20 protein-coding genes are annotated in these 18,861 nt (G+C 73.4%); 9 read left to right on the top strand and 11 right to left on the bottom strand.

Features of this window, described 5'->3' with window-relative positions:
- Positions 1 to 434: 434 nt before the first annotated feature.
- From BCF33_RS06415 to BCF33_RS06400, 4 genes are all read right to left on the bottom strand, one after another.
- Complete coding sequence (locus BCF33_RS06415; protein WP_106160034.1) at positions 435 to 1,271, bottom strand: DUF533 domain-containing protein; 837 nt, start codon at positions 1,269 to 1,271, stop codon at positions 435 to 437.
- An 88-nt stretch (positions 1,272 to 1,359) separates the two neighbouring features.
- Positions 1,360 to 1,857, bottom strand: a complete 498-nt coding sequence (locus BCF33_RS06410; RefSeq protein WP_106160033.1) for a MarR family winged helix-turn-helix transcriptional regulator — start codon at positions 1,855 to 1,857, stop codon at positions 1,360 to 1,362.
- A 61-nt stretch (positions 1,858 to 1,918) separates the two neighbouring features.
- A complete protein-coding gene (locus tag BCF33_RS06405) occupies positions 1,919 to 2,191 on the bottom strand; it encodes an FAD assembly factor SdhE (protein ID WP_106160032.1) in 273 nt (90 codons plus the stop codon).
- On the bottom strand, positions 2,184 to 2,585 hold the full coding sequence (locus tag BCF33_RS06400; RefSeq protein ID WP_106160031.1) for a helix-turn-helix domain-containing protein: 402 nt from the start codon (positions 2,583 to 2,585) through the stop codon (positions 2,184 to 2,186). The genes BCF33_RS06405 and BCF33_RS06400 overlap by 8 nt, the downstream gene beginning before the upstream one ends.
- Before the next feature lie 77 nt (positions 2,586 to 2,662).
- Between BCF33_RS06400 and BCF33_RS06395 the strand changes: the two genes are divergently transcribed.
- Positions 2,663 to 3,865 (top strand): pyridoxal phosphate-dependent aminotransferase, encoded by a 1,203-nt coding sequence (locus BCF33_RS06395; protein WP_106160030.1) that lies wholly within the window; start codon positions 2,663 to 2,665, stop codon positions 3,863 to 3,865.
- Between the two features lie 52 nt (positions 3,866 to 3,917).
- Entirely contained in the window at positions 3,918 to 4,310 is a 393-nt protein-coding gene (locus BCF33_RS06390; protein WP_106160029.1) for a hypothetical protein, read from the top strand.
- Here BCF33_RS06390 and BCF33_RS06385 read toward each other — a convergent pair.
- From BCF33_RS06385 to BCF33_RS06360, 6 genes are all read right to left on the bottom strand, one after another.
- Positions 4,299 to 5,702: an MATE family efflux transporter gene (locus BCF33_RS06385; protein WP_106160028.1), complete on the bottom strand. Its 1,404-nt coding sequence runs from the start codon at positions 5,700 to 5,702 to the stop codon at positions 4,299 to 4,301. The genes BCF33_RS06390 and BCF33_RS06385 overlap by 12 nt on opposite strands.
- A gap of 93 nt (positions 5,703 to 5,795) precedes the next feature.
- A complete protein-coding gene (locus tag BCF33_RS14225; protein WP_146132789.1) occupies positions 5,796 to 6,224 on the bottom strand; it encodes a penta-EF hand family protein in 429 nt (142 codons plus the stop codon).
- 67 nt (positions 6,225 to 6,291) lie between these two features.
- Positions 6,292 to 7,944, bottom strand: coding sequence for an FAD-dependent oxidoreductase (locus tag BCF33_RS06375; protein ID WP_106160027.1), 1,653 nt, complete (start codon positions 7,942 to 7,944; stop codon positions 6,292 to 6,294).
- Between the two features lie 105 nt (positions 7,945 to 8,049).
- Complete coding sequence (locus BCF33_RS06370; protein ID WP_106160243.1) at positions 8,050 to 9,294, bottom strand: YcjF family protein; 1,245 nt, start codon at positions 9,292 to 9,294, stop codon at positions 8,050 to 8,052.
- The gene (locus tag BCF33_RS06365) at positions 9,291 to 9,623 is read right to left on the bottom strand and encodes a GNAT family N-acetyltransferase (protein ID WP_211292359.1); all 333 of its coding nucleotides are present in this window, start codon (positions 9,621 to 9,623) and stop codon (positions 9,291 to 9,293) included. The genes BCF33_RS06370 and BCF33_RS06365 overlap by 4 nt, the downstream gene beginning before the upstream one ends.
- Before the next feature lie 146 nt (positions 9,624 to 9,769).
- Positions 9,770 to 11,170 carry a YcjX family GTP-binding protein gene (locus BCF33_RS06360; RefSeq protein ID WP_106160026.1) on the bottom strand — a complete coding sequence of 467 codons (1,401 nt, stop codon included), beginning with the start codon at positions 11,168 to 11,170 and terminating at the stop codon, positions 9,770 to 9,772.
- Positions 11,171 to 11,296: 126 nt separating this feature from the next.
- Between BCF33_RS06360 and truA the strand changes: the two genes are divergently transcribed.
- Complete coding sequence (gene truA / locus BCF33_RS06355) at positions 11,297 to 12,052, top strand: tRNA pseudouridine(38-40) synthase TruA (protein ID WP_106160025.1); 756 nt, start codon at positions 11,297 to 11,299, stop codon at positions 12,050 to 12,052.
- On the opposite strand, the gene BCF33_RS06350 is transcribed toward truA, so the two are convergent.
- Complete coding sequence (locus BCF33_RS06350) at positions 12,049 to 12,747, bottom strand: CDP-alcohol phosphatidyltransferase family protein (protein ID WP_106160024.1); 699 nt, start codon at positions 12,745 to 12,747, stop codon at positions 12,049 to 12,051. The two genes, truA and BCF33_RS06350, sit on opposite strands and share 4 nt — an antisense overlap.
- A gap of 275 nt (positions 12,748 to 13,022) precedes the next feature.
- On the opposite strand from BCF33_RS06350, the gene BCF33_RS06345 reads away from it, so the two are divergent.
- From BCF33_RS06345 to BCF33_RS06320, 6 genes are all read left to right on the top strand, one after another.
- Positions 13,023 to 14,057, top strand: coding sequence for an NADP-dependent oxidoreductase (locus BCF33_RS06345; protein WP_106160241.1), 1,035 nt, complete (start codon positions 13,023 to 13,025; stop codon positions 14,055 to 14,057).
- A gap of 469 nt (positions 14,058 to 14,526) precedes the next feature.
- Positions 14,527 to 15,513 (top strand): phosphate/phosphite/phosphonate ABC transporter substrate-binding protein, encoded by a 987-nt coding sequence (phnD, locus tag BCF33_RS06340; RefSeq protein ID WP_106160023.1) that lies wholly within the window; start codon positions 14,527 to 14,529, stop codon positions 15,511 to 15,513.
- 55 nt (positions 15,514 to 15,568) lie between these two features.
- Positions 15,569 to 16,345 carry a phosphonate ABC transporter ATP-binding protein gene (gene phnC / locus BCF33_RS06335; RefSeq protein ID WP_106160022.1) on the top strand — a complete coding sequence of 259 codons (777 nt, stop codon included), beginning with the start codon at positions 15,569 to 15,571 and terminating at the stop codon, positions 16,343 to 16,345.
- On the top strand, positions 16,342 to 17,136 hold the full coding sequence (gene phnE, locus BCF33_RS06330; protein WP_106160021.1) for a phosphonate ABC transporter, permease protein PhnE: 795 nt from the start codon (positions 16,342 to 16,344) through the stop codon (positions 17,134 to 17,136). Before phnC ends, phnE (BCF33_RS06330) begins: the two co-directional genes overlap by 4 nt.
- A complete protein-coding gene (gene phnE / locus BCF33_RS06325) occupies positions 17,133 to 17,942 on the top strand; it encodes a phosphonate ABC transporter, permease protein PhnE (RefSeq protein ID WP_106160020.1) in 810 nt (269 codons plus the stop codon). The genes phnE (BCF33_RS06330) and phnE (BCF33_RS06325) overlap by 4 nt, the downstream gene beginning before the upstream one ends.
- The gene (locus tag BCF33_RS06320; protein WP_211292358.1) at positions 17,939 to 18,847 is read left to right on the top strand and encodes an HAD-IIA family hydrolase; all 909 of its coding nucleotides are present in this window, start codon (positions 17,939 to 17,941) and stop codon (positions 18,845 to 18,847) included. Before phnE (BCF33_RS06325) ends, BCF33_RS06320 begins: the two co-directional genes overlap by 4 nt.
- Positions 18,848 to 18,861 lie beyond the last annotated feature (14 nt).

Below are 18,861 nucleotides of genomic sequence, written 5' to 3'. Positions count from 1 at the left end.
TATGTATCGGTCGAATATGGCAGCGGCCGGGTGTGGGCACAACGGCGGGCGCCCACCGGAAGCACGGCCGTTGCGGCGCGGCGAAGGGCGGGGGCGGGCTGGGGCAGACATCGGGTGGGCCTTCCCCGGACCCGCGTCGCCTTTACTAGTTTCCCGCAGCCTGCGCAGAAATCGCGCGTGGCCTCACCGCGGACGACGGCTGCGGCCCTTCGGCTCCGATGTGTCCCGACCAGCCCGAATGCTCGCACGCTCGCCACGGGCGTCCTTGCGGACGGTGCGCGGGTCGCGCCGATCCCGGCGCCGCGGGTCCTGCCCCCCGGCCCGGACCGTCCGCGCTCCGCTAGGCTTCGCCTTCCCCGGCCCGATGACCGGCGATCGCCGCGGCGGGCGGGACACGGCCCGGCGCGCACGCGCCGAGGCTGCGCGGCGCGCGCTCAGTCCAGCGCGTCCATGGCGCCGCGCACGTCGTCCTGGCGGTTCTGCGACAGGCCAAGCGCGGCCGCCAGCTCGGCGAGCCAGCGGCGCTCGCTCTCCTCGTCGATATCGATCGCCATGAGGGCCGCGGCATAGACCTGCGCCTCGGTCCCGCGGGGGGTCTTCCGGGCCACTGCCGACGCGTCGGCCGGCCCCTCCAGCTCGGCCTCGATGGCTGCGCGCTCCTCCGGAGCGAGCTCGCCGAGATGGTCGAGCAGGCGCGCCCGCTCGGCGCTGTCGATACGGCCGTCCGCCTTCATGGCATGGACCATCGCGACCATCATGGCGCGGGCGGCGTCCTCCTCCTCCACGGTGGGCTCGCGCTCGGGCGGCTGCCCGGCGAGCGCTTGGTTCAGCAGGCTTCCCAGTCCGCCTGCCGCAGCGCCGCCGCCGAGTCCGGCGAGCAGACCGCCCAAGCCGCCCTGGGACCCGCCCCGGGCGCTGCCGGGGGACGCCTGCCCGCCCAGCATCCCGCCGAGCCGGCCGCCGAGGCCCGCGAGGTCCAGCCCGGCCGCCGGCTGCTGCGCGGCGGCGCCGATCCGGGTGCCCGTCCCAGGCCCGCCACGCATGGGCGTCCCGGTCCCGGCGGCCGGCGCGCCCATGCCGGCGCCCGCCGTGCCCCCGCCCATCAGCGACGACGCCAGCGAGCCGAGGCCCCCGCTGCCGAGAAGCGAGCCGAGAGAGCGTCCCCCGGGCAGGGTCCCGGCGCCGCGCGGGGCCTTCCCGCGCATCGAATTGATTCCCTTGGCCACGGCCACCCCGATGGCGACCTTGGCGAGCGTCCTGACGAGGCTCATCCGCTTCTCCCGCGCTGCGCCCCTTCCCGCGCGGAAGACTAGCAACGTTCCACGGGCGCGGCCAGCGCCTGCGACGGGGGCGGCTGCGCTAGTAGATGTAGCGGATCTGCTCGGACCAGAACCGCTCCAGCCGGCGGAAGAGGACGTTCACGTCCTCCAGCGCGCTGCGGTCGATGATGCCGCGCCCCTCGAGCGTGCCGGCCTGCGCGACGAGGAGGTCCTCGACCCTGCAGCGCACCTCCTGGCCCTTGGCGGTCAGGCGCACGCGCACCGCGCGACGGTCGATCTCGCAGCGCTGGTGGTGCATGTAGCCGCAATCCACCAGCTTCTTGAGGTTGTAGGACACGTTCGAGCCTTGGTAGTAGCCGCGGCTCTTCAGCTCGCCCGCGGTGACCTCGTGGTCGCCGACGTTGAACAGCAGCAGCGCCTGGACGGGGTTCACCTCCAGCGTGCCGGTCCGCTCGAACTCGTCCTTCAGCACGTCGAGGAGGAGGCGGTGCAGCCGCTCCAGCAGGGCCAGCACCTCCTTGTAGCCGGAGACGTAGTCAGCCTTGGCAGGCCGTGGGATCATGGAATGGTGGCTCATGTCAGGGGTCCGGTGGCGTTGCGGGTCCGTCCCCTGATGACGCCCATAGCTTGAAAAACCGTTAAGTTCCGTCCTTCCGGTGCCGCGCCCGGGCGGCGCGGGCGATCTCGGCCACGAGGGCGGCATGCGGGGCGGGCGCGGGCGCGGCGCCCGAGGCCCAGCGGTAGAGGTCCTGGTCGTTCTCCTCCAGCAGCGCCTCGTAGGCGTCCAGCGCCTCGGGCGCGAGGCGTTCCAGATGAACATCGGCCCAGGGCCCCAGGATCAGGTCCATCTCTTTCGTGCCACGCCGCCAGGACCGCATCCGCAGGCGCTTCAGCCGGGCCGCCTCAGTCATCGGCCAGCCCCGCGCGCAGCCGCTTCTCGACCCGCGCGATCCGCTCGGCCTGCGCGAGGCACTGCGCCCTCAGCGCGCGCAGCTCGCCCAGTGCGCCCGCCATGTTCGCGGGGATCGCGTCGTCCGCCGCCGGGCCCTCGCCCGTGCCGGTCAGCAGCCAGCGGATCGATACGCCCAGCATCCCCGACAGGAACGTCAGCCGGTTCGCCCGCGGCTCGTCGAGGTCGTCCTCCCATTTCGCCAGCGCCGAGGGCCTGACGCCCAGCCGCGTCGCCAGCTCGCGCTGGGAGAGGCCCGCCGCCTCCCGCGCGAGGGCGAGGCGGTCGCCGAAGGTGGCGCGATCCTCGGCGTACCAGTCGGTCGGGTCGGCTTCCGGGGCTGGGGTTTCGGTCATGCGTACGGCTCTTCTTGCGGGGGGTCGGCACCGTGATAGGACGGCCCACACCCGACATTCCACCCCGGGGGACGACCATGCCCTTCCTATCGGCGAGCCTCGACCGTGTCGCCCCGTCCGCCACGGTGGCGATCACCGGCCTCGCCCAGCGGCTGCGCGCCGAGGGGCGCGACGTCATCGGCCTCGCCGCGGGCGAGCCCGACTTCGACACGCCCCTCCATGTGCGCGAGGCCGCGAAGGACGCCATCGACGCCGGGCGCACGCGCTACACCCCCGTGGACGGCATCCCAGAGCTGAAGGAGGCGATCGCGCGGAAGTTCGCGCGCGAGAACGGCCTCCGGTACGCCCCCTCGGAGGTCACGGTCGGCACGGGCGGCAAGCAGGTCCTCTACAACGCACTCGTGGCCACGTTGAACCCCGGCGACGAGGTGGTGATCCCCGCGCCCTACTGGGTATCCTACCCCGACATGGTGCGCCTCGCGGGCGGCACGCCCGTCATCGTCCCGGCCCGTGCGGAGGACGGCTGGCGCATCACCCCCGAGGCGCTCGAGGCCGCGATCACGCCCCGGACGAAATGGTGGATCTTCAACTCTCCCTCGAACCCCACGGGGGCGGGCTACGACGAGGCGTCCCTGCGCGCCCTCACGGCGGTGGTCGAGCGGCACCCGCATGTCTGGACCCTCTCCGACGACATGTACGAGCATCTCGTCTACGACGGCTTCGCCTTCCGCACCCCCGCCGCGGTCGCGCCCGCGCTGAGGGACCGGACGCTGACGGTGAACGGGGTGTCCAAGGCCTATTGCATGACCGGTTGGCGGATCGGCTACGCCGGCGGTCCCGAGACGCTGGTCGCCGCCATGCGCAAGCTGCAGTCGCAGTCCACCTCGAACCCCTGCAGCGTCTCGCAATGGGCCGCGCTCGCCGCGCTGGAGGGGCCGCAGGACTTCCTGGCCGAGCACAACCGCGCCTTCGTGCGCCGCCGGGACATGGCCGTCCGGGCGCTGAACGCGATCCCCGGCGTCGCCTGCCCGGTGCCCGACGGGGCGTTCTACGTCTATCCGACGATCCACGGCCTGATCGGGCGCACCTCGCCCGCCGGCGCCGCGATCACGGACGACGAGGCATTCGCGACCGCCCTTCTGGACGAGGAAGGGGTAGCGGTCGTCCACGGCGCGGCCTTCGGACTCTCGCCGGCGTTCCGCATCTCCTACGCCCTCGCCGACGAAGCGCTGGGCGAGGCGCTCGCCCGCATGACGCGCTTCTGCGGCGCCCTGCGGTAGGGCGCCGCCGCGAGGGCTTTCCCGGCCCGGCCCAATGCGCGAAGGAAGGCCCATGGACCTGCCTCCCTACTTCTTCCGCGTGCGCGAGAACGGCGCGCTCGTGTTCCGCGTGGACGCGGAGAACCGGAACCGCCGGATCGAGATGGACCCGATCGCCGTCGCCAACGTCCGCAACGGCGAGGTCAGGCCCCAGGGCGACCGCACCCTCTCGGAGGCCGACCGGGCCGCCATCGACGGCTGGCTCGCCGCCCGTCGGGAGGAGCTGGCCGCGCGGGACCTGGACGACATCGCGCGGGCGGCGGATCACCTGAACCTCGTGGCCGAATGGGCGCAGCGGCGCGCCACGCCCGAGCAGCTCGAGGCCGTGACCGACCGCCTCCTCCTTGCGATGCACGACCTTCGCACCGTCCTCGTCCGCAAGAAGGCCGAGCGGCTAGGGGGCTGAGGCGGCGGTGCGGCGGAAGGCGGGCAAGGCGTTTCCCCAGAGGCGCCAGGCCAGCATGACCGCCACCGCCGTCAGCCCGATCACGAGGCCCCACCAGATCCCCGCCGGACCCCAGCCCAGCGGGAAGGCCAGCGCCCAGCCCGCCGGGATGCCGATCCCCCAATAGCCCACCGCGGCCATGACCGCGGGGATCCGGGTGTCCTGCAGGCCGCGCAGCACCCCCAGCAGCATGACCTGGCCCGCGTCGACCAGCTGGAACACCGCCGCCAGCCCCAGCAGCATCGCCCCCAGCGCCAGGACCGCGTCCCGCGCCGGCTCGACCTCCGAGACGAAGAGGCCGATCAGCGCCTCCGGCACGAGGAGGAACGCCGCCGCCGCCAGCGCCACGAAGACCATCGACACGGCCAGCGCCGCCGTCGCGCCCCGGGCCAGCCCCTCGGGATCGTCCCGCCCCAGCGCCGCGCCCGCGCGCACCGTCGCGGCCTGGCTCAGACCCAGATGGATCATGAATGTCATCCCGGCCATCTGGATCGCCGCCCCGTGCGCCGCCAGCGGCACCGTCCCCAGCCAGCCCATCATGATCGCGGACCCGGCGAAAAGGCCCGACTCGGCGAAGATCGTGATCCCGATCGGCGCGCCCAGGACCACGATCCGGCGCAGCGCCTCGCCGTCGACCCGCCAGAAGCGGACCAGAAGCCCCTCGTCCCCCGGCATCGTCCGGGCGGCGATCACAAGAAGCGCCAGCGCCGCGCACACGTTCACCGAGAGGGTCGCGGTGGCCGCGCCCATGATCCCCAGCTCGGGCAGCCCGAACCGGCCCCAGATCAGCACCCAGTTGATCGCGGCGTTCAGCGGCAGCAGCGCGCAGACCACCACGAGGATCGCGCGCGCCTGCTCCATCCCCGTCAGATGGCCGCGCAGCGCCATGAACACCAGGGCGAAGACGAGGTTCGGCGCCCCTGCGAGCAGAAGGTAGCGCCCGCCCAGCGCTGCCACCTCCGGCGTCTGCCCGATCGCCAGCAGGATCGCCTCGCCGAAGAGGAAGAGCGGCCCGACGACCAGGCCCGCCACCGCCGAGACCCAGAGACCCATCCGCGTCGCGCGCCGGATCGCCACGACGTCGCCCCGCGCCCGCGCCGCGCTGACGAGGGGCGTGACCGCGATCCCGAAGCCCGACGCCAGGATGTAGACCGAGAAGAACACCGACCCGGCGACGGTAGCGGCCGCCAGTTCGGGCACGCCGTAGCGGCCCAGCATCAGCGTGTCCGTCAGCTGCAGCCCGAACTGCGCCATCTGGCTGCCGGCAAGCGGCACGCCCAGCCACAGCACGGCCCGCGCGTGGCCCATGAAGGACCGGTCGGGCGGCGCGGCGGTGTCGGGTGCGGTCGTCATCCGGCCGGCCTACGCCCCGGACGGGCGGCTCGTCCATGCCCTCGGGCGAAGGCCCTCGCGCGGGGGGCGGCCGGGCCGCCCCCTTTACTCCGGTCAGTCGGAGGAGTCGTCCCCGTCGTCGCCGTCCCCGCCGTCGTCCATGTCGCCGGACGCGTCGTCCATGTCGTCCCCGCCGTCCATGTCATCCATGTCGCCGGAGGCGCCGTAGCGGCCGTCCGTGCGGAAGTCGGCGTCGATCGCGTCCAGCTCGGCGGCGTCGATCACGCCGGACATGTCGACGTCGTAGCCCCGGAACAGCCCTTCGGAGAACTCCTCCTGCGAGATCATGCCGTCGCCGTCCGCGTCGAACGACGCGAAGAGGTCGGCGGGCAGGGGGCTCTCCGACCAGGAGGCGGTGTCGACGCCGCCGCCGTCCCACTCGGACAGGATGTCCATGTACTTCTGCTCCATGTCGTCGTCGGCCAGCGCCGCTCCGGCAAGTGCGAGAAGCGCGGCCGAGGCGGCCAGGGTGTTGCGGAACATGATGTCTCTCCCTTGCTAGTGTGCGGGGGCGGAACGCCCGCCCCGCCGCTCCGGGTCCACGGCCGCGCTACTCGGCCGCCTCCGCCGGGGCGGCCGCCGCCTCGTCTTCCCCGAGCCACTCCCAGACCTGCGAGATCACGACCGACCCCTCCCCCACCGAGGAGGCGACCCGCTTCACCGATCCCGCGCGCAGGTCGCCCACCGCGAAGACGCCCGGCGTCGACGTCTCGAAGGACCGCCGCGCGCCCGCCGCCTCGCCGGTCAGCACGAAGCCCTTCGCATCCAGGTCGACGCATCCGCCCAGCCAGTCCGTGTTGGGTGCCGCGCCCACCATCACGAAGACCGCCCGCGCCGGCAGGCGCCAGTCCTCTCCGGCCGCGCGGTCGCGGATGGTGATCCCCTTCAGCGCGTCCTCGCCGTGCAGGGCGGTCATCTCCGTGCGGTAGTGGATGGTGATCCCCGGGTCCTTCTCCAGCCGCGAGAGAAGGTAGTCGGACATCGAATCGGCCAGTCCCGCCCCCCGCACCAGCACGTGCACGTGCCGGGCCGTGCGCGACAGGAACATCGCGGCCTGACCCGCGCTGTTGCCGCCCCCGATCACCGCGACCTCCTCGCCGCCGCAGAAGCGCGCCTCGACCTCCGTCGCGGCGTAGTAGATGCCCGCGCCCTCGAACTCCTCCAGCCGATCGACGGGCAGCTTGCGGTACTCGACCCCCGTGGCCACGACGACGGCGCGCGCGCAGGTCGCGTCGCCATCCTCCAGCGTCACCTCGAACAGGCCGCCCTCCTGCCGCTCGATGGCCGCGGCCCGGCGCGGGAAGGCGAAGCGGGCGCCGAACTTCATCGCCTGCACCTCGCCGCGCCAGCAGAGGTCCGCCCCCGAGATGCCCGTGGGAAAGCCCATGTAGTTCTCGATCCGGCTCGACGTGCCCGCCTGGCCGCCGATGGCGGCATCCTCGATCACCAGGGCCGACAGCCCCTCCGCGCCCGCGTAGACCGCCGCCGAGACGCCCGCCGGCCCGCCGCCCACGATCAGGACGTCGTGCACCTCGCCCGTGCCGAGGTCCTGGTCGATGCCCAGCCGCCGGGCGACCGCGCGCGGGGTCGGATCGTCGATCACGTCGTGCTTGCCGAAGATCACCGCCGGACGCGCCTCGCCGATCTCGCATTCGTGGGCGACGGCCTCGGCCTCGCGCTCGCCCAGGGTGAGGCTGCGCACGGGGATGCGGTTGCGCCCGGCGAAGGCGGCGATGCGCCGGATGTTCCGGTCCTCCTCCGCGCCGATCAGCGTGAGGCTGCCGACCCCGGTCTCGATCTGCCTGCGGCGGCGCGCGGCGAAGACGGTGATGATCACGTCCGACATCTCGGGGATCTGCGACATCAGCCGCAGCATCGCCGCCCGCGGCACCACGAGAAGGCGCGAGTCCGCCACCGTCCGACCGCCCATCTGCGCCCGGCCGCCCTGGAGGAAGGCGACCTCGCCGAAGAACTGCCCCGGGCCCAGCGTCGCGTCGCCGTAGCGCGCGTTCGTGACCGGATCGAGGGCCTCCATCTCGCCGTCGAGGAGGTAGACGAACCGGTCCATGGGCTCGCCGACCTTCTGGACCATCGTGCCGGCGGGGGCGTCCTCCTCGCGGCCGATGCGGCGCATGGCGGCGACATGGCCCTTCTCCAGCGGCGTGCGGACCATGGTCGTCAGATCGGCGGCAAGCGATTCCATCGAAGGCCCTCCCGGGGGTTCCGTGGCGGACCCTAGCCCGCCAGGGCCACCGGGCGAAGCGCCGGCCCGCCCGCGGGCGGGCCTCCGCCCCTCCCGCGCCGCGAACTAGGGCGCCTCGCCCCCCGTGCGATCGCTGCCCCGCCCTGCGAAGAGGCCCCGCAGCGCCCGCTGGACGAGGCCCGTCACGGAAGGCCGGCGCGCGAAGGGCAGGGGGCGGCAGACCTCCATCGCCGCGACGCCCACCCGCGCGGTCAGCGCGCCGTTCACGACCCCCTCGCCGAACCGCCGCGACACGCGGGAGAGAAGCCCGCCGCCCGCGACCGAATGGATCAGGTCGTCCCCCACCGCCACCGCGCCCGTCGCGACGAGGTGCCCCAGCACCGTCCGCGTCAGCCGCCAGGCCGACAGCCCGCCCGAGCGTCCGCCGTAGATCTCCGCCACGCGCCGGATCATCCGCAGGTTTCCGAAGAGGGCCGCCGCCACGTCCGCCAGCGCCAGCGGCACCACCGCCGTCACCGTGGCCACCTGCCGCGCGGCGGCCTCGACCTCGCGCTTGGCGGCCTCGTCCAGGGGCTCCAGCACCCGCCCCGCGATCGCGAGGGCCGCGTCCGCGTCCAGCACCTCGCTCAGCCGCGCCTCCGCCCGCCGCAGGCCCTCGGCCAGCTCCGGCCGCCCCCGGTAGAGCGCGAGGACCCCTTCGGAGACCGCCCGCGCCTCGCCCGCCTCGCCATCCGCGGCGGCCCGCAGAGCGGCGTGCTGCAGGCGGTCCAGCCGAGCCAGGCGCCGAAAGCCGCGCCACTCCCGCCAGGCCATCGCGCCGAGCACGGCGAGGAACGCGACCAGCAGCCCCAGCGCCGTCCACCCCAGGACCTCGTTGCGGGCCACCAGCCGGTCCGCGAAGTCCCAGAAGGCCACCCCCGCCCAGAGAAGGACGAGCCCCAGCCCCAGCCGCAGCGCCCAGACGCCCAGACCGGGGCGCCCCCCGCGCCGCGCCGCCATCGCCGCGAGGGTCCGCATCGCCGCCCCCTCGGGCGCGGGGGCGGGCGCGTCCTCGATCGCCGGCGCGTCCGCGGGCGAGGGAAGCGAGCTCTCCACCGACGTGGCGAGCGGTCCGCGCCGGCGCGCCGCCGGCCCGTCCTTCGCCGTCCCCCCGACCGGCGGCGCGGCGCCTGCACGGGACGCGGTGTCCGCAGGGGGCGCGGCGATGGGGTCTCCCGCCGAAGGGTCCTCGCGCCCCGGCGGCGCGGCGGCACCCTCGCGCCCCGGCGGCGCGGCGGCCTCCCCATGTTCTTTCGGCGCACCCCGTCCCAGGTCCAGCCGAACGGGGCCGCGGCGCTTGCCCTCGCTCATCGCCGCCACTCCATCAGGACGTCGGGCAGCCCCTCTTCGTTCTCGCCATCCGTGCCGCCGACCTCCGCGAAGCCTTCTCGCGCATAGAAGCGCCGGGCGCGCCCGTTGGCCTCGAACGCGCGCAGCGCCAGCCGCTCGCGTCCCACCTTTGCCCTCTCCAGCAGCGCCCGGCCCACGCCCGTGCCCCTGTCCCGGCAGTAGAGCGCGACGATCTCCTCACCCTCCAGCGCGAGGAACCCGGCCACCCCGTCCCGCTCGGCCACCAGCGCGCCGGGGACGAGCGAACGGCAGAACCCTTCCGTCTCCCCAAGCATATGAAGCTTCGGCATCCACGGCGTTCGCGCGATCCACGCATGGAGAACGCCCGCCATCGCCCCCGCGTCACGGGCCCGCGCGGCGCGGATCGCCGGCCCCTCGCGCGCGCCGCCGCCAGGGGGCGGGCCGCCTCGCGGGTCCTTCGGCGCCATCGCCCCCCTCACAGCCGGTCACCGAACAGGAACTCCGCCGCCCGGTCCAGCCGGATGTGCGGCGGCCCTTCCCCCGCTCTCAACGTCAGGGGCGCGGGGCGGAAGCGCATGTTCTCGTAGTCCTCCGCCAGCCAGCCCCCGCCGCCGCCCGACAGGAGGGCGGCAGGCTCCTCGGGCAGGTCGCCGGGGTGGAAGGCGACCTCGCGCCCCGTCGCCGCGTCGATCCCCTTCACGACGGGCAGGGCCTCGCCCCCGTGCTCGACCTCGCCCTCGACGGTGGCGCGCAGGGCGGCGATCGCCATCGCGTTCGTCCGCGCGCCCGCGAAGTCCGCCCGCCGGCGGGCGTCCGCGACCAGGGCCTCCATCGCCGCCGTCAGCCGCGCGTGCTGCGAGTGGTGCAGATGGTCCGCCTTCGTCGCCGCGAAGAGGATCCGGTCGATCCGCCGCCCCCGCCAGAGCCGCTCGAGGAAGCCGCTCCCGCCGGGCCGGAACGCGGAGAGAAGGTCCGCCATCGCGCCCCGCATGTCCGCGACGGCCTCCGGTCCGTGATGGATCGCCTCCAAAGCGTCGACCAGGACCACCTGCCGGTCCAACCGTGCGAAATGGTCCCGGAAGAAGGGCCGCACCACGCGCGACTTGTAGGCCCCGAACCGGCGCTCGAACTCCCGCCGGAGGGTGCCGCGCCCGCCGGGGCCCGGGGGCAGGGGCGCGAAGGTCAGCGCGGGGCTGCCAGCCATCTCGCCCGGCATCAGGAACCGCCCCGGCGTGCAGTCGCTGAACCCCGCCGCCCGCGCCGCCTGCAAAGCTTCGGCATAGGCCCCCGCCAGCCGCTTCGCCGTCCCCTCGTCATGCCTCGCAGCCGCGTCGACCTCGCCCAGGGCGGCCGCGAAAGCCTCGCCCCCCGGCCGCTCCGCGACCCGGATCAGGGCGCTTGCCGACCATTCGTCGAAAGCCTTGCCCAGCAGCGAGAGATCGAGGATCCACTCGCCGGGGTAGTCCACGAGGTCGAGGTTCAGGGTCCGCGCGCCCCGCATCCCCGCCAGCGGCCCCGCGGGCCGCACCCGCAGGGCGACGCGGATGGCCGAGACGCTCTCCGTCGGCTCGGGCCAGCGCGGCTCGGGGCCGGTCAGGGCGGCCAGGGCCTCCTCGAAGGGGAAGCGGGGCACCGTGTCGTCGGGCTGCGGGCGCAGGTAGGCCGCCTCGATGCGCCCCTCCGCCGCGGCCAGGAGCTGCGGCATCCGGCCCCGCTCCAGCAGGTTGGCGACCAGCGAGGTGATGAACACGGTCTTGCCCGCGCGCGCGAGCCCCGTGACCCCGAGGCGCACGGTCGGCTCGGCGAGGCCCACGGCCTCCGCAGCGTCGCCGGGCAGCGAGAGGGCCCTGCGGGCGATGTCGTCGAGGATGGACAGGGCAGGGGCCTCCGGTGGGTCTAGGACCTAGTTAGGGCGGCGGCGCGCGGGGCGGAACCGGTTTCCGGGGCCGGCCGCCCGACCCGGCTCTTCCCGTCCGCGCCCGCGGCGGGCTAAGGCGGCCGGATGCATCGCTTCGCCCTCCGCGTCGAATACGACGGCGCCCCCTTCTCCGGCTGGCAGCGTCAGGACCACGCGCCGTCGGTCCAGGGCGCGCTGGAGGACGCGCTCGCCCAGATCGATCCCGGCCCGCACGCCGTCGCCGCGGCGGGCCGCACGGACGCGGGCGTCCACGCCGCGGGCCAGGTCGCCGCCGCGACCCTCGCGCGCCCCTGGGACCCCTTCCGCCTCTCCGAGGCGCTGAACCACCACCTGCGGCCCCTGCCCGTCGCGGTGACCGCCGCCGCCCCCGCGGCGGAGGGCTGGCACCCGCGCTTCGACGCCGTCGCGCGCGAATACCTCTACACGATCCTCAACCGCCGCGCGCCCGACACCCTGACCCGGAACGCCACTTGGCACGTGCGCCACGCCCTCGACGCGGACGCCATGGCCCGCGCCGCCGCGCACTTCCGCGGCCGGCACGACTGGACGACCTTCCGCGCCGCCCAGTGCCAGGCCGACGGGCCGCTGCGCACCGTGGACGAGGCGACCGTGACCCGAACGGGCGAGCGCATCGTCTTCCGCGTGCGCGCGCGCTCGTTCCTCCATTCCCAGGTCCGCTCCATGGTCGGCAGCTTGGAACGCGTCGGCGCCGGCGCCTGGACCCCGGGCGAGCTGCGCGACGCCCTCCTGGCGGCGGACCGCGCCCGCTGCGGCCCCGTCGCCCCGCCCGGGGGCCTCGTCCTCGCGGCGGTGCGCTACCCGCGCGACCCGTTCGCCTAGCGCAGCCGCTCGCGGTAGATCGCCTGCTGCGCCGCCCCCGCCAGCACGAGGTAGAGCGACAGCACGATCAGCCCGGCCTCGGCGACCACCGGCACGTCGAAGTTCCCCCAGGCCGCCCACAGCGCGAAGGCGACCCACAGCGCGGCGGCCGGCAGCGTCACCGCGCGCCACCGCTTCGTGCGCACCGGGTGGACGAACTTCACCGGCACGAAGAGCAGCACCGCCAGGACCGTAACGATGGCGAGGCAGGCCCACCAGGGCGGCTGGACCGCGAAGAAGACCAGGATCACCATGTTCCACGCCCCCGGAAAGCCCGAGAACGACTTGTCCAGCGTCTTCATCCGGGTGTCCGCGAAGTAGAGCGCGCTCGCGAAGGTGATGACGATGATCGCCACCCAGCCCGACCAGCCGTCCATCAGGCCCGACGCGTAGAGGGCGAAGGCCGGGATGAACACGTAGGTGAGGTAGTCGATGATCAGGTCGAGGAGCACGCCGTCGAACTCGGGCGCGTTGCGGTCCACGCGGTACTTGCGCGCCAGGGGCCCGTCTATGCCGTCGACGAAGAAGGCCACGACCAGCCAGAGGTACATGACGTCCCATTCGTGCTGAACGGCGGCGAGCATCGCCAGCATGGCGAACACCGCCCCGGTTCCGGTCAGCAGGTGGACGCAGAGGGCCTTGAGACGGATCGACATGCCGTCCTCATGCCGGATCGCGCAGGCGATGGGTAGGCCCGGATCGCGCTTCGCCCCGTCGCCGTGCCCCCGTCGCCGTACCTCCGTCGCCGTACCTCCGTCGCCGTGCCCCCGTCGCGGCGCCCCGGCCCGGCACCCGGCCCCTCACCGGGCCGATGACGCGCGGGGAGGTCGAACCCATGCGCCGCGGCCGCGTTGTGCGGATCGAAGGCGCGCCTCCGCCGGCCGACCCGGGCGGCGCGCGGGTCAGCATCCCCAGCGAGACGAGGCACCCCATGAACCCATCCCAGACCCGAAACCGCCGGTTCGTCCTGGCCGAGCGGCCCGTGGGCGAGCCCGACGACGATACGCTTCGCCTCGAGGAGGAGGCCGTGCCCGAGCCCGGCGAGGGCCAGATGCTCCTGCGCAACGTCTATCTCTCGCTCGACCCCTACATGCGCGGCCGGATGAGCGACGCGCCCTCCTACGCCGCGCCGGTCGAGATCGGCGAGACGATGATCGGCGGCACGGTCTCGCGCGTGGTCGCCTCGAATCTCGACGGGTTCGAGGAGGGCGACTGGGTCTCGGCCTTCGGCGGCTGGCAGGACTACGCGCTGTCGGACGGGACGGGCGCGATCAACATGGGCAAGTCGCCGGAGAACCCGTCCTGGGCGCTGGGCGTGCTGGGGATGCCGGGGCTGACGGCCTGGGCGGGCCTGACGCAGATCGGCGAGCCGCAGGAGGGCGAGACGCTCGTCGTCTCGGCCGCGAGCGGGCCGGTGGGCGGGACCGTGGGGCAGATCGGCAAGATCCTCGGCTGCCGCGTGGTCGGCATCGCCGGCGGCCCCGAGAAGAACGCCCACGTGACTGGGACGCTCGGCTTCGACGCCTGCGTCGACTACAAGGCGGACGGGTTCCCGCAGGCCCTGAAGGACGCCTGCCCGGACGGCGTCGACATCTACTGGGAGAACGTCGGAGGCGCCGTGTTCGACGCGGTGATGCCCTTGCTGAACCCTCGCGCGCGGGTCCCCGTCTGCGGCCTGATCTCGCAGTACAACGCGACCTCCCTGCCCGAGGGGCCGGACCGGCTGAACCTCCTGCTGGGCACGATCCTGCGGAAGCGGATGACCATGCGCGGCTTCATCGTCTTCGACGATTTCGGCCATCTCTACCCCGAGTTCGCCGCCCAGATGGGCGCTTGGGTGCGCGAGGGGCGCGTGCGCTACCGCGAGGAGGTGATCGACGGCCTCGAGCGCGCGTCCGAGGCGTTCCGCGGCCTCCTGCGGGGCGAGGCGTTCGGCAAGCGCGTCGTGAAGCTCACCGAAGCCTGAAGGGCGCGCGGCGGGGCGGGACCTCCATCGACCCGTCGCGACGATCCGACCCGCCGCGATCCAGCCTCCGCCGCCGCACGACGCGTCGCAGCCGGCGCCCGTCCATGGCGCGGCGCATCATGCAGGGGGCGGCGGCCGAGGCGCCGCCATGGGCGCGCCTCGGCGGCCCTTGCCTGCTCAGGCCCTCCATGTCGCGGCGGACGGCGTCACCGTCACGCCGATCCGGTCGGCCGGCCACTCGCCCGGCCGCGGGGGTCGAGCCGCAGCTCCAGCAGGATCTGACGCCGCCGATCCGCCTTCTTCTTCAGCAGCCCCGGCTCCCGTGCCTTCGACCATGGGCCTCCGCTCCACGTCGGTCCGGCTCGGCCGGACCATCGCGAAACCGGGCATCTCGGAATGCGGGTCGTTGCATGTCCCAGGTTTCGGTGCTGTCATCTGGCGCAAGCGCCGTAGAGGGAGGAGACCCGACATGCCCAAGGACACGCTCACCGGAACGACGGCGCTCGCCGCCGTGCTGGCCTTCTCGGCCACCGCCGCACTCGCCCAGGAAGACTGCGCGAGCCGCGGCCAGCTCGACGCGCAGTACTGCGACGCCGACGGCGACCTCGTGGCCGACGCCCCCGGGGACGAGGGCGAGCTTCGCGATCCCGGCACCCTCGTCTTCGCCTACACGCCCGTCGAGGATCCCGCGATCTACGAGGACATCTGGACGCCGTTCATCGAGCATCTGGAGGAGACGACCGGCAAGAACGTGCAGTTCTTCGCCGTCCAGTCGAACTCGGCCCAGGTCGAGGCGATGCGCTCGGGCCGGCTGCACCTCGCCGGCTTCTCGACCGGCCCGACGCCGTTCGCGGTGAACCTGGCGGGCGCCGTGCCCTTCGCGATCATGGGCGCCGACGACGGCCGCTTCGGCTACACGCTGCAGGTCTACACCCAGGCGGACAGCGACATCGAGGGGATGCCCGACCTCGCGGGCAAGCGCGTCGCGCACACCTCGCCCACGTCGAACTCGGGCAACCAGGCGCCGCGCGCGCTCTTCCCCGATCTGGGCGTCGTGCCGGACGAGGACTACGAGGTCAGCTATTCGGGCAGCCACGACCAGTCGATGCTCGGCGTCGTCGCGGGCGACTACGACGCGGCGCCGGTGGCCTCCGAGGTGGTCGAGCGGATGGCAGAGCGCGGCCTCTACGACCCCGAGGAGGTCCGCATCGTCTGGGAGAGCGAGCCCTTCCCGACCACCTCCTACGCCTACGCGCACGACCTCGCGCCCGAGCTGAAGGACAGCATCGAGGAGGCGTTCTTCACCTTCGACTTCGAGGGCACCGCCCTCGGCGAGGAGTTCGCCGGCGTGTCGAAGTTCATCCCGATCACCTACGAGGATCAGTGGGCCGTCATCCGCCAGATCCAGGCGGCGAACGGGGTCGAGTACACGCCCGAGGACCTCGCGGCGGAGTAGACCTGACGTCCGGGACCGGCGCCGCGGCGCGCCGGTCCGGCAGCGGAGCCGGCCCATGCTGAAGATCACCGACCTCGTCAAACGCTACGGCGACGGCGACCCCGTCCTGAAGAACCTCGACCTGACCATCGCGGGCGAGAGCGTGGTGTCGATCATCGGCTCGTCCGGCGCGGGCAAGTCGACGCTCCTGCGCTGCATCAACCGCCTGGTGGAGCCGACCTCGGGCTCGATCGAGCTGAACGGCACCGAACTGACGCGCCTGCGCGGCCGCCAGCTGCGCGCGGCGCGGCGCAAGATCGGCATGGTGTTCCAGGGCTTCAACCTCGTGGACCGGCTCACGGTCATGGAGAACGTCCAGTCCGGGCGGCTGGGCTACATCTCGACCTGGGCGGCCATCATGCGGCGCTATCCCAAGGCGGACGTCCGCCGCGCCTTCGAGCTGATGGAGCGCGTGGGCATCGCGCAATACGCCGACACCCGCGCCGACCAGCTCTCGGGGGGCGAGCGGCAGCGCGTCGGCGTGGTCCGCGCGCTGATGCAGGACCCCGAGATCCTGCTCGCCGACGAGCCCACGGCCTCGCTCGACCCCAAGACCTCCGAGCAGATCATGGGCCTCCTGCGCGACCTGGCGGGCGAGCTGAAGCTTCCCGTGCTGATCAACATCCACAACGTGACCGAGGCCAAGGAATACACCGACCGGATCGTCGGGATGCGCTATGGCCGGATCATCTTCGACGACGCGCCCGCACGCCTCGACCGCGACGCGATGGACCGGATCTACTCCGGCAGCCCCCATGCCGACCGCAGCGAAGGCCTGAGGGCGGCGTCGTGAGGGAGGTGCCCGACACCTGGCGCAAGCCGCCCTTCATCGCCAACCCGGCGGTCCGTTGGGCGGCCGGTCTGGGCGCCGCCGCCTACTTCCTCTGGGTGGGTCTGACCATGCCCGTCGACTGGGACCGGGTGGCCGACGGCCTGGGGCGCGCCGGTCGCATCTTCGGGGGTGCCTTCCCCCCCAGCTTCGAGCGTAGCGAACTTCTGATCGACGGCTTCCTGGAGAGCCTGAAGATCGCCGTGCTGGCGACCGCGGGGGGCGTCGCCCTCTCGATCCCGATCGCCTTCATGGCCGCGCGCAACGTGGCCCCCCTGCCGATCTTCTACCTCGGCCGTGCGATCATCGTCCTCGCGCGCAGCTTCCACCCGGTCATCGTGGCGATCGTCTTCGTCAAGGCGGTCGGCTTCGGGCCCTTCGCGGGCGTCCTGACCCTCGTCGTCTACTCCATCGGCTTCGTGGCCAAGATGCTGGCCGAGCGCATCGAGGAGATCGACTTCGGCCAGGTCGAGGCGATGCGCGCGGCCGGCGCCCCGTTCCTGCCGACCATGTTCTACGCGATCGTGCCGCAGATCATGCCGCGCCAGATCGGGCTGGCGATCTACCAGCTCGACAGCAACCTGCGCGCCTCGGCGGTCGTGGGCATCGTCGGCGCCGGCGGGATCGGCGCCACCCTCGCCAACGCGTTCGGGCGATACGACTACGACTTCGCCCTCGCGATCACCATCGTGATCGTCGGCGCCATCCTCGTGTCCGAAGGCGTCAGCGGCCAGATCAGGAAGCGGCTCGCATGACGACCATCTCCGAGCAGCTCGGCCGCGAGGACTGGAGCCGCTTCTCCCCCAAGCAGCGCTGGCAGCGCTACGGCATCTTCGCGCTCTGCGCGCTGGCCGTCGCCTGGTCGATCACCTCCATCGAGGTCGTCTGGCCCTGGGTCTGGGACGCGCCCGGCCAGATGGGCGACCTGTTCGGGCGGATGTACCCGCCCGACGCCACCAACCTCGCGACCATCCTGCTGGTGCTCTGGGAGACGGTGAACATCGCCACCTTCGCGACCGCCTTCGCCGTCCTGATGTCGCTGCCCGTCGCCTATCTCGCGGCGCAGAACACCACCCCCAACCGGGCGACGCTCTGGCTCGGGCGGCTGATCCTCGTCACCTCGCGGTCGGTCAACACCATCATCTGGGCGCTTCTCTTCGTGGCCATCTTCGGCCCGGGCGTCGTGGCGGGCATCGTCGCGATCATGTTCCGCTCCATCGGCTTCATCGGAAAGCTCCTCGGCGAGGCCATCGAGGAGATCGACAAGCGCCCGGTCGAGGCGCTGGAGGCGACCGGCGCGTCGCGCGCCAAGGTCATCGCCTACGCCATCGTGCCGCAGGTCATGCCGACCTTCTGGGCGATCGCCATCCTGCGCTGGGACATCAACCTGCGCGAGTCCACCGTGCTGGGCCTCGTCGGCGCGGGCGGCATCGGGATCGTGCTGCAGGGCGCCATCGACACGTTCGACTGGCCCGAGGCGGCGACTGTCCTCCTTGCCATCCTCGCGCTCGTGATCCTGGGCGAGGTGATCTCGGCCTTCCTGCGGCGCCGCATCCTGTGAACGCCGCCGGGGCGACGGACCCGGCCGGCGCCCTCGACGCCTATCTCGGGGTGCGCGCGCGCCTGCCCGACGCGACCTTCCCGGCGGCCTGGCAGGCCGCGGGCGACCTTCGCGACATCGCGGAAGGGTTCGACCTGATCCTCCTCGACGCCTACGGCGTGCTCAACGTGGGCGAGACGCCGATCCCGGGCGCGGCGGGCCGCGTCGCGGACCTGCGCGCGCGCGGCAAGCCGTCGATGGTGGTCTCGAACTCGGCCGGCTACCCCAAGCGCCGGATGATGGACCGCTACGCCCGGCTCGGCTTCGACTTCGACCCGGGCGAGGTGGTCACCAGCCGCGAGGTGCTGCTCGCGCACCTGGCGTCCGCCCCGCCGCGGCGCTGGGGCCTGATGCTGGACCCCGCCCCCGGCGACGAGGAGCTGCAGGCGTTCGGCTGCGTCCCCCTGGGCGAGGATCGCGCCGCATACGACCGCGTCGACGGCTTCCTCCTCGTCGGGTCGGAAGGCTGGACCGACGCCAGGCAGGCCCATCTGGAAGCCTCGCTGCTGGACGACCCGCGCCCGGTCTGCGTCGGCAACCCCGACCTGGTGGCCCCGCGCGAGGGCGGCCTGTCCCGCGAGCCGGGGCATTTCGCGCATCGGCTCATCCGGCGGACAGGCGTCGCGCCGCGCTTCTTCGGCAAGCCCTTCCCGGACATCTTCGAGCTGGCGCTGGAGCGCCGCCCGGCGGAGGCGGCGCGGGTGCTGATGGTGGGCGACACGCTGCACACCGACATCCTCGGCGGGCGGCACATGGGCTTCTCCACCGCCCTCGTCACCGGGAGCGGCTCGCTCGCCGGGCTGGACGTGGCTGACGCGATCGCCCGCTCCGGCATCGTGCCGGACTATGTCATCGGGCGCATCTGACCCCCGCGGCGGGA

Origin of the sequence: Hasllibacter halocynthiae, assembly GCF_003003095.1 — a bacterium.
In the GTDB taxonomy this organism is placed as follows: domain Bacteria; phylum Pseudomonadota; class Alphaproteobacteria; order Rhodobacterales; family Rhodobacteraceae; genus Hasllibacter; species Hasllibacter halocynthiae.
The sequence above is the reverse complement of the archived record's forward strand: the minus strand, read 5'-3'. Positions and strand labels throughout refer to the sequence as shown.

What these genes read in the sequence shown, in the direction of transcription:
- BCF33_RS06415 (WP_106160034.1), bottom strand. Translation starts at nt 1,271, where the DNA reads ATGAGCCTCGTCAGGACGCTCGCCAAGGTCGCCATCGGGGTGGCCGTG.
- BCF33_RS06410 (WP_106160033.1), bottom strand. Translation starts at nt 1,857, where the DNA reads ATGAGCCACCATTCCATGATCCCACGGCCTGCCAAGGCTGACTACGTC.
- BCF33_RS06405 (WP_106160032.1), bottom strand. Translation starts at nt 2,191, where the DNA reads ATGACTGAGGCGGCCCGGCTGAAGCGCCTGCGGATGCGGTCCTGGCGG.
- BCF33_RS06400 (WP_106160031.1), bottom strand. Translation starts at nt 2,585, where the DNA reads ATGACCGAAACCCCAGCCCCGGAAGCCGACCCGACCGACTGGTACGCC.
- BCF33_RS06395 (WP_106160030.1), top strand. Translation starts at nt 2,663, where the DNA reads ATGCCCTTCCTATCGGCGAGCCTCGACCGTGTCGCCCCGTCCGCCACG.
- BCF33_RS06390 (WP_106160029.1), top strand. Translation starts at nt 3,918, where the DNA reads ATGGACCTGCCTCCCTACTTCTTCCGCGTGCGCGAGAACGGCGCGCTC.
- BCF33_RS06385 (WP_106160028.1), bottom strand. Translation starts at nt 5,702, where the DNA reads ATGACGACCGCACCCGACACCGCCGCGCCGCCCGACCGGTCCTTCATG.
- BCF33_RS14225 (WP_146132789.1), bottom strand. Translation starts at nt 6,224, where the DNA reads ATGTTCCGCAACACCCTGGCCGCCTCGGCCGCGCTTCTCGCACTTGCC.
- BCF33_RS06375 (WP_106160027.1), bottom strand. Translation starts at nt 7,944, where the DNA reads ATGGAATCGCTTGCCGCCGATCTGACGACCATGGTCCGCACGCCGCTG.
- BCF33_RS06370 (WP_106160243.1), bottom strand. Translation starts at nt 9,294, where the DNA reads ATGAGCGAGGGCAAGCGCCGCGGCCCCGTTCGGCTGGACCTGGGACGG.
- BCF33_RS06365 (WP_211292359.1), bottom strand. Translation starts at nt 9,623, where the DNA reads ATGCCGAAGCTTCATATGCTTGGGGAGACGGAAGGGTTCTGCCGTTCG.
- truA (WP_106160025.1), top strand. Translation starts at nt 11,297, where the DNA reads ATGCATCGCTTCGCCCTCCGCGTCGAATACGACGGCGCCCCCTTCTCC.
- BCF33_RS06350 (WP_106160024.1), bottom strand. Translation starts at nt 12,747, where the DNA reads ATGTCGATCCGTCTCAAGGCCCTCTGCGTCCACCTGCTGACCGGAACC.
- BCF33_RS06345 (WP_106160241.1), top strand. Translation starts at nt 13,023, where the DNA reads ATGAACCCATCCCAGACCCGAAACCGCCGGTTCGTCCTGGCCGAGCGG.
- phnD (WP_106160023.1), top strand. Translation starts at nt 14,527, where the DNA reads ATGCCCAAGGACACGCTCACCGGAACGACGGCGCTCGCCGCCGTGCTG.
- phnC (WP_106160022.1), top strand. Translation starts at nt 15,569, where the DNA reads ATGCTGAAGATCACCGACCTCGTCAAACGCTACGGCGACGGCGACCCC.
- phnE (WP_106160020.1), top strand. Translation starts at nt 17,133, where the DNA reads ATGACGACCATCTCCGAGCAGCTCGGCCGCGAGGACTGGAGCCGCTTC.